The organism is Halomonas sp. M1, from assembly GCF_029581375.1.
Taxonomy (GTDB): Bacteria; Pseudomonadota; Gammaproteobacteria; order Pseudomonadales; family Halomonadaceae; genus Vreelandella.
Genome location: NZ_CP121119.1, coordinates 2,631,488 through 2,644,338 on the forward strand (window position 1 = coordinate 2,631,488; position 12,851 = coordinate 2,644,338).

The window sequence follows — 12,851 nt, forward strand, 5'->3', positions numbered from 1 at the left end:
CTCAAAATTGCGCTAAAAAATTGGCCGCTGCCCTGTCGGGTAAGCGGCCATATTATTAATGCGACGTTACAAATACTTCAGCGACTTAACACCGCCGCTTAAAGAATGCCAGATTCACGCAGTAGCGGGCGCAGCCGTGCGATCGCTTGGGGTAGATCATCCCCTAGCATGTGAACAGGGCCGTCGTTTAATTCACCCTCCCTTAACCTCGCGACTTCACCGCATACGCCAATGGGCACATTCAATGATTGAGCCGCCTGTGGCAGCGCCCGGCGAATATAGTCATCGCTTTCCCGCTGGCCGCTGGAGAGCAGCACCATGGAGGAGTGAAGCCGAGCCACCGCTTGGGGAAGGTCGGCCAGCGCCAGAGAATGATCAAGCAGCTGTACGCGGTAGCCCTGTTCGCTGGCCATCAGCGCGCACATTAATACCCACAGCGGGCCTGGATCGTCAGGCATAGCGCTGAGCAGAATCAGCGGCCCGCGAGTAGCCTGGTTGGCATAGTGGAGCCGAATACCGACCTGGCTGCGCAAAAAGGCTTCAAAGGTGCGGCGCACAAGATCATCGGGCTGTGATGCCCATTTTGCTTCCAAGGACAGAATAACCGGCTGCCATAGCTCATTAATGGCCACGCTAAGTGGGTAGAGTGCCAAGCTTTGGTAATACAGCGCTTCTAGTTTGGGCAAGTCAACCGCTTCAATGACTGACTGGAGCTGTTGACGCTGGCTGGTCCAGTCGCCTGCTGCCGGTGCGGGTGTTTCCACCGCTTCCGGCTGGTCAAGCAAATCCACGACCTGGCTGACGGGTACCCCACGGTTGAGCCACTGCAGAATGCGCTCGATACGGGTTATATCGTCTTGGGCATAAAGCCGATGGCCTTTGGGGGTGCGTTGCGGTCGAATTAAACCATAGCGTCGCTCCCAGGCACGAAGGGTGACCGAGTTCACACCCGTTAAACGGGAGACTTCCCGTATCGGATAGAGAGGGGTATCGGGTGGGTGGGTCGCCTTGTTGCTCATGGGCGCCATTGCCTCTTGGTTGCCTGCAGCCGGTGCCGCAGGGGTCTGTCTATAATTGCCGTAACAAGGTCATAACGCGGATAGAGCGTCTTGTCACAAAATCGGATAGCGAGTAATCGATTAAATAGTTGCACGCTATTATAGGCCCCTTTGTACAACTTGTAGCTAGTAGGTACAACCTTTGCTGTGCTTACTGATGAGTATGCTGGCCTTGCACTATTGAACCGACCGGGCTAATAGTGCGTGGGCTAACTCAAAACCAGAAAGCCAAGCATCCTCTACACGACTGCCGCGAAAGCTGTCGCCGCAGAGCGCTAAGCCCTGCTCGCTGTATAAGTATGATTGCTGGCCAGCCTCTGCGGGCTGGGCATACCGCCAGCGGTGGGCGCCTAAGTCAATCAGTTCAGGCAACGCCGTACCATTTGGAAAGAGCGCCGTAAAAGCCGAGAGCAGTTGCTGGGCCGCGACATCACTTGCCAATTCAATATTTGTATCGCTCCACGCCAATTGCGCCAGCAGGCTTATGCTCTCTGGCTGCTGTTCACGGCCAGGTTTGCTGCTATTGCGTGTCGCCAAGCGCAGCGCTTCGTGACCTGTCTCTACGGTGTGCCAGTTAGGTACGACACCTTCAATAGGCGGGAGGGGAGAGGCGAAAATGGCCCAGCCTGCCCAGCAGCCGCGCTGTGGTTTGTCTTTGCAGGCCGCTGCCAGGGCGTCGTCCCAGTCGGCGACGAGCGCATAAGCCTGGGGCGGTGGTGCGCTGACGACCACTGCCGCGAACGGGCCGTAGGTGGCGCCGTGCTGATCGATGAGCTGCCAGCCGTCCGATGTTTTTTCAAAGGCTGCAATTGGGGTTTCAAAGGCCAGCGTGGTATGGGGCAGTGAAGAGAGTGCTTCCGCCATATGGCGGGTAATGGCACTCATCCGAGGAGCCCCGGCGTAGCGCAGCTGATCATCGTTATGCGTTTGCCAACCGCTTGAGCTAGCCTGATAACGGTTAGCAGGCCAAAGCGCTGCGCAGCCAGCAAGCTGCCACTCTTTTACCGCTTGCGCAAAACGCGGGTCACGAACGGTAAAGGCTTGGGCACCCAAATCGAGCGTTGCCTGAGGCCGTCGCTTGCTAGACATACGGCCGCCGGGGCCGCGCGCCTTATCGAATAGTGAGACGCTAAGGCCCTTTTTTGCCAGTTCATGGGCGCAGGCAAGTCCCGATACGCCTGCGCCAATAACGGCCACAGCGCAAGGCGCTGAAAGAGTAAGAAGCGACGGTGATGCAGCCATAAAACCTCGCAGCGCTAAAAATGAATAAAGCGATAAAGAATAATGAGCTAACGCCTGCTGAACGCTTAAAATCTTTTAAGTATTTGATTGTAGCACTTGTGTATAAATATCGTACAATAAGTTTGTGCGCTTAACCAGTGTTACGCCAGGCGGCGCTTACTTCCTTTCATCCACAGGAGCGACACGATGCGGGTACTAATAACTGGAGGCAGCGGCTTTGTTGGTCAACGACTATCCGAGCAGCTTGTAGCGCTAGGCCACGACGTTCAAGTGGTATCCCGCGCGCCTCATAAAGTACGGGACCGGCTGCCGGCGACCTGCGATATCCGCGATAGCGCTCAGGCGTTTGTGGATACGCCACCGGATGCGTTGGTCAACCTAGCGGGTGAGTCGATTGCTGCCAAACGCTGGAGCGACAGTCAAAAGAACGAGTTGATTCGTTCGCGGGTGGAGAGTACAGCGCAATTGGTGATGCTCTGCGAGCAGTTGCAAGCCAACGGCCAGCCACTGCCCAAGGTGATGGTGAGCGGCTCGGCGATGGGCTATTACGGTGACCAGGGTAGTAAGGTGGTGGATGAAGCAACGCCGCCAAATGACGAGTTTGCCCATCGGCTTTGCGAGCAGTGGGAAGCGGCGGCGAAGCCCGTGGAGGCGCTTGGCGTTCGCTTAGCGCTACTGCGCATTGGCCTGGTGCTGGATGCTGGCGGCGGCACGCTTCAGAAAATGGTGCCCCCGTTTAAGCTGGGGTTGGGGGGCCGCTTTGGTGATGGCAAGCAGTTTATGCCGTGGATTCACCGCGATGACTTGGTCGCGGCGATTATCTTCCTGCTGAATGAGTCGGCGCTCTCTGGGGCCTTCAACGGTAGCGCACCGCACCCGGTGACGAACGCGGCGTTTACCCAAACGCTGGCTAAGCAGCTGCATCGCCCCGCCATTTTTCCGGTGCCTGCCTTTGTGCTTAAAGCAGGTTTTGGTGAGATGTCGCAGCTGCTGCTTACCGGTGCTGATATGCGCCCCACGCGCCTGGTCGAGGCCGGCTTTACCTTCCAGTATCCGACCCTCGACAAAGCGTTAGCCGCTATCTTCTAACCGCAGGCTGTTTAAGGAGGCGTTAGGCATTGGGGTCAACGGTGATGACAACCCGCACGGAGTCCAGCCGCAGGCGGGTGTTCTCAATTGCGTCGCTCAACGCTTGGCGCTCCTGTTTCAACGCCTCAAGCTCCTCGGTGCGCACCGCTGGGTTGTGCTCCGCCAAGGCGGTTAAGCGGGCAAGCTCACTGTCCAGCTTAGCGCGCATGCGGATTTCAGCCGCTTCTATGATGCTAGGCAGCTCCCGTTCGGCTTCGCCCTCACCCTGAATCAACAGGTCGCGCAGCTGGTCATGGCGGCTCTTGATTAGATCCCGCGCCAGCGATTTATTCACCTTCTGGAGGTTTTTACCCAGCCCGGTGAAGGAGATTTTGCTGGTCAGATTGGCGCCTGATTCGTCCAGCAGTACCCGAATCGCCGTGGGTGGTAAGAAGCGGTTAAGGTGCAGCGATTTGGGTGCCGGACAGTGGGTGCGGAACACCAGCTCGGCCATTAATCGACCGCTTGGGATCGCCGGGTGGCGCAGCAGCGCCAGCGCGGTATTGCCCATGGTGCCATCTAATATGCGCTCCATCATTTCGCGCAGTAGTGGGTGCTCCCAGGAGAGCCGCTGTACGTCGTCTCGGGCCAGTGCCAGGGCGCGGCTGTAGGTCGCCGAGAAGCCTTCTTCACCTTTTACTAACCCCGGCAAGCCATCCAGCATGTGCTGGCTAGGCTGAAGGTAGAGCAGGCCGTTGCCAATCTCTTGGCTGTCGACGCCAAAAATATCCAGCGCCCGCTCCACAAACTTGGGCAGTGCAGGGTCTTCATCAAGCTCGCGCACCGCATCACTCACCTGCTTGGCGCGGGCAGGGCGACAGGCATTTAGCTCCAGCAGGCGGTTGCGACCGGCGTCACGTTCGGCCAGTTTGGCGGTGAACATTTGCCGCGTCTCTTCGATGATTTCATCGAGCATTTCATCGTCAAGCAGGGCGTCGGCAAGGGCATCGCCAAACGCATCAAATAGCTCGCTACCAATGCCGTGGGGTGCGCTGAACGCGTCCATGCCTTCGTGGTACCAGCGCAGCAGCCGTTCACCGGGGCTGCCGGTAAACGTAGGTACGTGCAGCTCGATGGCATGGCGCTGGCCAATTCGGTCTAAGCGGCCAATGCGCTGCTCCAGCTGGTCGGGGTGCTGGGGCATATCAAACATTACCAAGTGTCGGCAGAACTGGAAATTGCGCCCTTCGGAGCCAATCTCCGAGCACACCAGCACTTGGCAGCCCTCCTCTTCATCGGCAAATGCTGCTGCGGCACGGTCGCGCTCCACCAGCGATAAGCCTTCGTGGAAGACGGGGGCCTGGTAGCCACCGAGTACGCGCAGCGCCTCGGCAAGCCCTTCTGCCGTTTCGCGGTGGTGGGCAATCACCAGTACTTTATCGTTGGCAAAGCCCGCTTCGCTATCGTCGCTGAGCTTCTCAAGCAGCCAATTGACGCGGGGATCAATGTGCCACCAGGGCTCGCTGTTCAGCGGGTCGTTGCTTAATTCCCGGTACATGGCGTCTGGGTAGATCAGCACATCGGGATGGTCCATGCCGGTTTCGATCAGCAGTTCATCCAGATAATCCTCATCGCGCTCAAGGCGGCGCACTACCCGGCGATAGGCGGAGGGCAGCTCAAGCGCTTCAAGGTGCATGCGGCGTTCGGGGAAGCCTCCCACATGGCGACGGCTATTGCGGAACATCACCCGGCCCGTGCCGTGGCGGTCAAGCAGCGCGTCGCGCAGCTGGGCGCGGGCGGCATCCTGCTGCTCGGCACTGGCTTCTGGGTTACATAGGGTCGCTAGCAGGGCTTGGCTGTCGCGGTCATCCGCGACGGCTTCTACGCGGCTGCGCGCTTGCGTGGCGCTGGGCAACTCATCCAGAGCATCAATGGCGCTGGCCACGCCAATGTAGTGACGCTCTTCGTCTTTGAAGCGCTCGATATCGTGGTAGCGCTCGGCATCCAGCAAACGCAGGCGGGCAAAGTGGCTCTCAACGCCCATTTGTTCTGGCGTGGCGGTGAGCAGTAGCAGGCCGGGAATCTCGGCGGCGAGCTGTTCAACGCACTGGTAACCCGGGCCGCTGCCCTCGCTGTTCCAGTCCAGGTGGTGGGCTTCATCCACGATCAGTAGGTCAAAACGGCTGGCCAGCGCCTGGTCCTGGCGGTGAATGTTGGCAAACAGCCAGCCTTGGCTAGCCAGCACTATCTGGGCGCTCTCAAACGGATTAGCGCTGCCGTGGGCTTGGCTTTGTTGCTCATCGAGCAGGCTAACGTTGAGCGAAAAGCGGCGTAAAAGCTCGACCAGCCACTGGTGGGTTAGGCTATCTGGCACCAGAATCAGCGCCCGTTCTATGCGGCCAGTGAGCAGCAGGCGGTGCAGAATCAGGCCGGCTTCGATGGTTTTACCCAGCCCGACTTCATCGGCCAGCAGCACCCGCGGCGCGTGACGGCCAGCGACTTCATCAGCGATATAGAGCTGGTGAGGAATCAAGTCGATACGTGGCCCGGCAAAGCCAAGGGCGCTGTGCTGTTCGATGCGCTGGTAGTGGTGCAAGGTACGAAAGCGCAGATCGAACCAGTCGTTGCGGTCTACTTGGCCGGTCAATAAACGGTCCCGGGCCTGATCGAACTGCATGGTGTCGGCCAGCTTGGCTTCTGGTAGCTCGCGCAGATTACCTTCGCTGTCTTCGCCAATATAAGTGATTAGACCGCCAGACTCTTTGCTGTCATCCACGAGTATCTGCCAGCCATCGGCGGAGAGCACGCGGTCGCCGCTGCCGAACATCACGCGGGTTAACGGCGCCTGACGCGTGTTGTAGGTACGGGTTTCCTGGCTGGCACTGAACAAAATGGTAACGCTACGGGCGTCGCAGTTAAGCACGGTGCCGAGTCCAAGCTCAGCCTCGCCGTCACTAATCCAGCGCTGGCCGGGAGAAAAATCGCTCATGATGCCTCAGGGAAGTCTTCAAAACGGGGGCGCATGCCACCGGGAATATTCACCGGTGGCAACACAGGGCGGGGGATTCTAACGCAAAGCAGCGGGGGGATTAAGGTCTATTGGCGTCAATCTTCCAACCAGCCGGCTAATTGAGCACGGGTAAGCTCGCCCACATGGACATCCAGCGTGTTGCCCTGACGATCAAACAACACCGTGGTGGGCAAACCAGGCGCCTGGAACTGGGCCATTAAGGTTTGGCTTGGGTCGCGCAGCGCGTAGCGAAATGTTAGCCCCTGCTCATCCAGGTAGCGCACGATAGGCAGCAAATCCTCGCCCTGGTTGGCGATAACGACGCTCACATCGTCACGCTTGGCGGCTTCTTCCAGCAGCGGCATTTCCCGCAGGCAGGGCGGGCACCAGGTGGCCCATAGGTTGACGATAATCAGGTCGCCGCTTTCAGTCAGCGATGGCAAATGCACCGGATTGCCGTCGACATCTTCTAGGGTGACATCCGGCAGCGCCTCAACGGCAAACTGATTGCCAAGGGGGGCGAGCGTTACCACCACCAGCCACAGGCTAGAAGCGCCGACGAGCATCGCTAGGGCGCCTATCATTGACAGCAGGTGTGCGCGCAGCGACCAGGCCGTCCAGAGTAATCCCGCGAGTAACCCGCCCAAACCGTGATAGCCGGGTTGCCACAGCTTTAAGGCGTCTAGCGGCTCGGCGCTGAAACTTTCCCAGTTAAGCGCGACGTAGGCCGCCCGCGCGCCCACTAGCCACACTAGCATCAGCCCATTGAACCAGCGGCCGTGCTGGCGCGCCGATACGCCCAGTAAATAGCGGCTGGCCAACAGCAGCAGCAGCGCGCAGCCAATGGCATATAGCCGCGGCAGTGAGATGAGGAGTGGGCCGATGGCAATCGCGTTCATGGTTTTCCCATTAAGCAGGTAGACTGGTGAACCATACCATGCACGTTAAACATTACGGAGATGTCTATGCCGCAAGCCGCCTTTAACATGCTTCGGGCATTGGCCAGCGGGCCGTAAGCGCCATATTTAATGCTGATTATTCCATTTGAGACCATGGCATTGCGCTAGCAAGACTTGGCTGGCGTAATCGCTTGCGACAACAGCAGGTACAGTGGTTTGCCGAGGTTTGGTTTGCCGATAGAGATGAGTTAAAAACGCTCACGCGAGCCGTTTTATTAAGGAGGTAACGACCATGGACGCGCCGACTAACGCCCTACGCTGGCAGCGACGCAAAATCACCGTAGGGTTGCTGGGCGGCCCCCTGCTAGCGGTGATATTGCTGGTGTTGGGCGCGCCCGACGGCATGCCAGTCGCTGCATGGCGTGTCGTCGCCCTTACGGCGTGGATGGCGGTATGGTGGATTCTGGAGCCGGTGCCGATGCCGGTGACCGCGTTGTTGCCCATAGCGCTATTACCGCTGCTGGGCGTGGTCGATGTGAATGCAGCGGCTGCCCCCTACGCAAACCCGCTGATATTTCTCTTTTTGGGCGGCTTTATGCTGGCGGAGGCGATACAGCGCTGGAACCTTCATCGACGGATTGCCTTGGGTGTGTTGACCGTGGCAGGCAAGCGCCCGGACCATCTAGTCGCCGGATTTATGGGGGCAACAGCGCTCCTTAGCATGTGGGTAAGCAATACCGCGACAGCGGCGCTGATGGTGCCGATTGGCTTGTCGGTTCTTACGCTGCTTGAACGCAAAGGCAGCGCTTTGGATCAGCGCCCCATGGAGCTTTGTTTGCTGTTGGGTATTGCCTTGGCAGCCAATATTGGTGGAATGGGGACACTGATTGGTACGCCTCCTAACGCGTTACTAGCGGGCTTTATGGCAGATAACTACGGCATCGAGATCGGATTTGCCCAGTGGATGCTCGTCGGAGTGCCGCCTGCGGCGCTGCTATTGCTGGCTGGCTGGTGGCTGCTCACACGCTGGGTTTATCCTGTGCCGCGTTCACCGCTAGAGGGGATCGCTACAGTGCTGTCGCAGCAGTCAGAAGACCTAGGCCGGATGACCCGTCCAGAGCAACGCGTTGCCGCCGTATTTGCATTGGTAGCGTTGGCGTGGATGGGGCGTCCGGTGCTGGAAAACTTGACCGGCTTGCCGCTCAGCGATGGCGGTATTGCCGTGATGGGCGCGTTACTGCTGTTTGTGATTCCGGCCCGCTGGAGACAGCGCCAATTTTTACTCGACTGGAAAAGCGCGCAGAACCTCCCCTGGAGCGTGTTACTGCTGGTGGGCGGTGGGCTTAGTCTGGGCAGCGCCATCGAAAGCTCAGGGTTAGCCGAGGAGGTGGCTAACATGATGGCCATGTTTGCAGGCTGGCCTATTTGGGCGATGATTTTCATGGTGGTCGTCACCGTTATGCTGATGAGCCACGTGACCAGTAATACCGCCACCGCGGCGGCTATTATACCGCTAGCAGCCGCGCTGACGGTCAGTATGGAGCAAAGCCCACTCCTCCTTACCGTACCGGTTGCCATGGCCGCCTCTTGTGCCTTTATGTTGCCGGTCGCTACGCCGCCCAATGCCGTTGTGTTCGGCAGTGGTAAAGTGCAAGTGATTGATATGCTGCGTGCCGGGGCAGTGATGAGCCTGGTCGCCGTTGGGGTTATCTGTGTAGCGGTATTTGCGCTTGCCATGCCGGTATTAGGGTTTGGATGGTGGCAGTAGCGACCTGTCGCGTTCAGGGTTATCCCGTTAAGCAGGTACACTGGTCAACCACATTATGTACGTTAAACATGACGGAGATGTCTATGCCGCAACCCGCCTTTGACATGCTGCGGGCGCTGGCCATTGGGTCGCAAGCGCTGGGATTAATGCTGATTATTACCTTGGAAACGGTGATGGGCGATGCCGCCCGCCCCTGGCAGGGGGGGGTGCTTGCCATTATGGTGGCCGCCGCGCTGGCTATCGCATTGGTAAGGCTTTACCGCCGAAATCGCCTGCGTAAGCAGCAGGCGCAGCGGCTTGCTGACCATGACGATGACTAACACTGGGCGCTGTTACCCCAGCTGCTGTTAGCTACTGGTGGCGATGGGGGCTGTCTTGATGGCGGGGTGCTCCTATGCGTGGGTTCGTCTTGATCAGTGGAGGCACGGGATACGTGGCAGGGTAAACGCGCTTCCCAGGCGTTAGCTTTAAGTAAATTGTAAATTAGCGTTAGAAACCGTTGCTTGTGTTTTTTGCGTTGCGGTTCCAGATTAAGAGGAGTCCCACGCTGGACGGTTGGGGCACTTAACATACTGGGAGCGACCAATAATATGATTAATAAGCGCGCATTAGCCACCGCCGTGGCGGCCTCATCACTGGCCTTAACGGGCATGGCCCAGGCGGAAGTCAAAGTTGGCTTCTTGGGCGGCTTTACTGGCGGTATTGAGAGCCTGACGCCACCGATTTTTGAAGGTGCTCAGCTTGCGGTGGCGCAGGTGAACGAGCAGGGCGGTATTTTAGGCGGCCAAACGCTGGTGATGCCATCAGGAGATACCACCTGCTCCGATGCTTCGGCGGCCTCTAACGCCGCCGATCGCATGGTGAACTCCGAGCAGGTCACGGCGATTGTAGGTGCACTCTGCACTGGCGCCACGATTGCTGCGGCTAATAACGCGGCAATTCCTGGCGGCGTGTTGATGGTTTCCCCGGCGTCTACTGCGCCGGCGGTCTCTGAATTGGACGACAATGATCTGGTCTTCCGCACAGTGCCTTCCGATGCCTTCCAGGGGGAAATGCTGGCCAAGCTGCTGCTTGATAAAGGCATCGACTTCGTCGCCGTCACCTACGTTAACAACGACTATGGCCGCGGCCTGTCGGATGCGTTTAGCGCTGCGTTTGAAGAGGGCGGCGGTGAGATAGCTGAAAATCTCGCCCACGAAGATAACCGTGCGGACTACCGCTCTGAACTAGGGTCACTCTCCGTTAGCGGTGCGGAAACGCTTGTGGTGCTGGCTTACGCCGATACTTCTGGCCAAACCGTGCTGCGTCAGGCCTATGAAAGCGGTATGTTTACCCAGTACGTGGGTGCCGACGGCATGGTGGGTGATAGCCTTATCAACGCCATTGGCGCTGACGTGCTGGACGGCATGATCGCTACCCGCCCCGGCAGCCCCGACTTGCCAGGTACCGAGATTTTCAATGAAGCGGCTGAAGCCGCCGGTATCGACCCCAGCGCAGTGTTTGCCGCCCAGGCATATGATGCTGCCTTCCTGGTGGCGCTGGCCATTGAGCAAAACGGTAGCGCAGAGCGCGAAGGGTTAAGCGAAGCGTTGCGCAGCGTCTCCAGCGCACCGGGTGAAATTATTTTACCGGGAGAGTGGGAAAAAGCGGTGGAGCTGATTGCCGCAGGCACCGAAATCAATTACGAAGGCGCCTCTGGCTCCCACGAGTTTGACGAGAACGGTGATGTGCCCGGCGTTGTGGTTGAAATGGTCGTAGAGAACGGCTCATTTACCAGCAAGGGCTTGGTTGAGCTCTAACCACTAGCGAGTTGTTTCCTAAGCCCTTAACGCCGTAAGGCGTTAAGGGCTTTTTATTGCCTATCTTTTACTGTCTGTCTTTTACTGCCAATGTCAGCCCGTTTACCTGGTGTGTGCTTATGTCGCACAGACTTGATGAAGATCACCTGTTGCTCTTGTCAGGCGCGCTACTCTCGCGCTTCAAACAGAGCGTTGTCCCAACAACACGGACGATCTTGATCGGGGAAAAATAAAAATGAAGACAACACGGGGCCCACTGACCCGCCTATTTCACTGTATGGAAGGTAGCCTACAGTTCAAAATCATGCTGCTCGTACTCATGCCGCTGGTGCTCTCTTCTGGCTGCCTGTTGGTATTAGAGGGGGTTGATCGTTACCGCAACAATCAGGTGCAGGTTGAGCAGCAGCGTACCTTGCTAGTTGAAGCTAGGGAGCAGGGCGTTCGCAGTAGCGTTGAGTTGGCAAGCTCAATGATCCGAGAGATTCAGGCAACAGTAAGCAATACCCAGCGCGCTCAAGCGCAGGCTGTCCAGCTTCTTAGCAGCATGCGCTTTGAAAATGACAACTACGTGTTTGTCTATGAGATGGATGGCACGATGCTGGTGCAGCCGGCACTGCCTGAAAGCGTCGGCACGAATATGCTGGATGCGCGGGATGCAAGCGGGCGCGAAATGATTCGTGATATGGCGGTGCTGGCGCAGCAAGGGGGTGGTTTCTACCAGTACGATTGGCCGCACCCGGTGACAGGCAATGCCGAGCCAAAATACTCCTATGCCGAGGCCATCGATGGTTGGGGTTGGGTGGTTGGTGCGGGTGTTTATGTGACGGATATTGATACGACGATGGCGGCGGTTGAAGCTGCGGCGATGGCTGATCTGAAAATGGCCTTTATTCGCCTTTGGATTATTGCCACGGTCATTAATCTTGCCATAACGGCATTGGCGATCTGGTTAGCGCGGCGCACGGTTAAACGGATCCGCCACACTTCTCATCACATCCAGGCAGTCGCTGCTGAGGTGGCTTCTGGTCGTGGCGACCTTACCCAGCGCCTACAGGTCACCAGCCGTGACGAAGTAGGTGTGCTGGCAGAGGATTTCAACCGTTTTTTAGCGCACATACAGTCCATGCTTAGCGATGTTAGGCACAGCGCCTTAACGGTTTATCAAGCGGCAGATAATATCGCGCAGGGTAGTGAGGAGTTAGCGACGCGCACCGACCAAGCAGCAGCCAGCTTGCAGCAGACCTCTTCGGCCATGGAAGAGATTACGTCAACCGTTGAGCATAATGCCGAGCATGCTCAAACCGCTGACCGGATGGTGCAAGACAGCGCTAGTGTTGTCACCCAGGGGCAAACAGCGATGGAAGATGTCGAGCGAACGATGGCCGATATCAAAGCCTCCTCTGGGCAAATCAGTGAAATTGTCACGCTCATTGATTCGATCGCTTTTCAGACCAATATCTTGGCGCTCAACGCATCGGTAGAGGCCGCCCGAGCGGGCGAGCATGGGCGAGGGTTTGCGGTTGTTGCCCAAGAAGTAAGAAAGCTGGCTCAGCGCTCTGCAGAGGCGGCTCAAGAAATTAAAACGCTGATAGCCACCTCGGTTGAGCACTCACAAAAGGGCAGCCAAATCGTGCAGCGGGCGGGTAACACAATGCGAGAGATTTTAGGCAGCGTGCATCAAGTGGCTACCGTCATCGCTGATATTAGCGCTGGCTCTAAAGAGCAGAGTGTCGGGGTAAGCGAAGTAAACACGGCTGTTGTACAGCTCGATGGCATGACTCAGCAAAACGCAGCGTTAGTTGAGGAGAGTACCGCCACCGCCAACCGCATGCGTCAGCAGGCAGAGCAGCTTAATACCTTGATAAGCGGCTTTGTATTGGGCGATGCCACTCCTACAGTGGGGCCGCTTCCCAACAATGGTCAGCCTTCGCGTAGTGCTCTTGCTGGCAATTCGCCTAAAAACGATTTGCTGCTCGCGGGCGATGACTTCTAGCCACTGAGCGCTTT

9 protein-coding genes are annotated in these 12,851 nt (G+C 57.8%); 5 read left to right on the forward strand and 4 right to left on the reverse strand.

Annotated features, from left to right (window positions below):
• Window positions 1-98: 98 nt before the first annotated feature.
• Together P8S54_RS12140 and P8S54_RS12145 are read right to left on the reverse strand one after the other, a co-directional pair.
• Entirely contained in the window at window positions 99-1,019 is a 921-nt protein-coding gene (locus P8S54_RS12140) for a MerR family transcriptional regulator (RefSeq protein WP_281441959.1), read from the reverse strand.
• Window positions 1,020-1,235: 216 nt separating this feature from the next.
• Window positions 1,236-2,300 carry an FAD-dependent oxidoreductase gene (locus P8S54_RS12145; RefSeq protein ID WP_281441960.1) on the reverse strand — a complete coding sequence of 355 codons (1,065 nt, stop codon included), beginning with the start codon at window positions 2,298-2,300 and terminating at the stop codon, window positions 1,236-1,238.
• Window positions 2,301-2,486: 186 nt separating this feature from the next.
• On the opposite strand from P8S54_RS12145, the gene P8S54_RS12150 reads away from it, so the two are divergent.
• A complete protein-coding gene (locus P8S54_RS12150) occupies window positions 2,487-3,389 on the forward strand; it encodes a TIGR01777 family oxidoreductase (RefSeq protein ID WP_281441961.1) in 903 nt (300 codons plus the stop codon).
• Window positions 3,390-3,411: 22 nt separating this feature from the next.
• Here the strand turns inward: P8S54_RS12150 and rapA are convergent, their stop codons facing one another.
• Together rapA and P8S54_RS12160 are read right to left on the reverse strand one after the other, a co-directional pair.
• Window positions 3,412-6,357 (reverse strand): RNA polymerase-associated protein RapA, encoded by a 2,946-nt coding sequence (gene rapA, locus P8S54_RS12155; RefSeq protein ID WP_281441962.1) that lies wholly within the window; start codon window positions 6,355-6,357, stop codon window positions 3,412-3,414.
• A 116-nt stretch (window positions 6,358-6,473) separates the two neighbouring features.
• Window positions 6,474-7,277: a TlpA disulfide reductase family protein gene (locus P8S54_RS12160; RefSeq protein ID WP_281441963.1), complete on the reverse strand. Its 804-nt coding sequence runs from the start codon at window positions 7,275-7,277 to the stop codon at window positions 6,474-6,476.
• Window positions 7,278-7,569: 292 nt separating this feature from the next.
• Here P8S54_RS12160 and P8S54_RS12165 point away from each other — a divergent pair, with 292 nt between their 5' ends.
• The 4 genes from P8S54_RS12165 (at window position 7,570) to P8S54_RS12180 (ending at window position 12,837) form a co-directional block, all read left to right on the forward strand.
• The gene (locus P8S54_RS12165; protein ID WP_281441964.1) at window positions 7,570-9,045 is read left to right on the forward strand and encodes a DASS family sodium-coupled anion symporter; all 1,476 of its coding nucleotides are present in this window, start codon (window positions 7,570-7,572) and stop codon (window positions 9,043-9,045) included.
• A gap of 83 nt (window positions 9,046-9,128) precedes the next feature.
• On the forward strand, window positions 9,129-9,365 hold the full coding sequence (locus P8S54_RS12170) for a hypothetical protein (protein WP_281441965.1): 237 nt from the start codon (window positions 9,129-9,131) through the stop codon (window positions 9,363-9,365).
• Window positions 9,366-9,635: 270 nt separating this feature from the next.
• Window positions 9,636-10,844, forward strand: a complete 1,209-nt coding sequence (locus P8S54_RS12175; protein ID WP_281441966.1) for an ABC transporter substrate-binding protein — start codon at window positions 9,636-9,638, stop codon at window positions 10,842-10,844.
• A 235-nt stretch (window positions 10,845-11,079) separates the two neighbouring features.
• Window positions 11,080-12,837, forward strand: a complete 1,758-nt coding sequence (locus P8S54_RS12180; protein ID WP_281441967.1) for a methyl-accepting chemotaxis protein — start codon at window positions 11,080-11,082, stop codon at window positions 12,835-12,837.
• The last annotated feature ends 14 nt before the right edge of the window (window positions 12,838-12,851 follow it).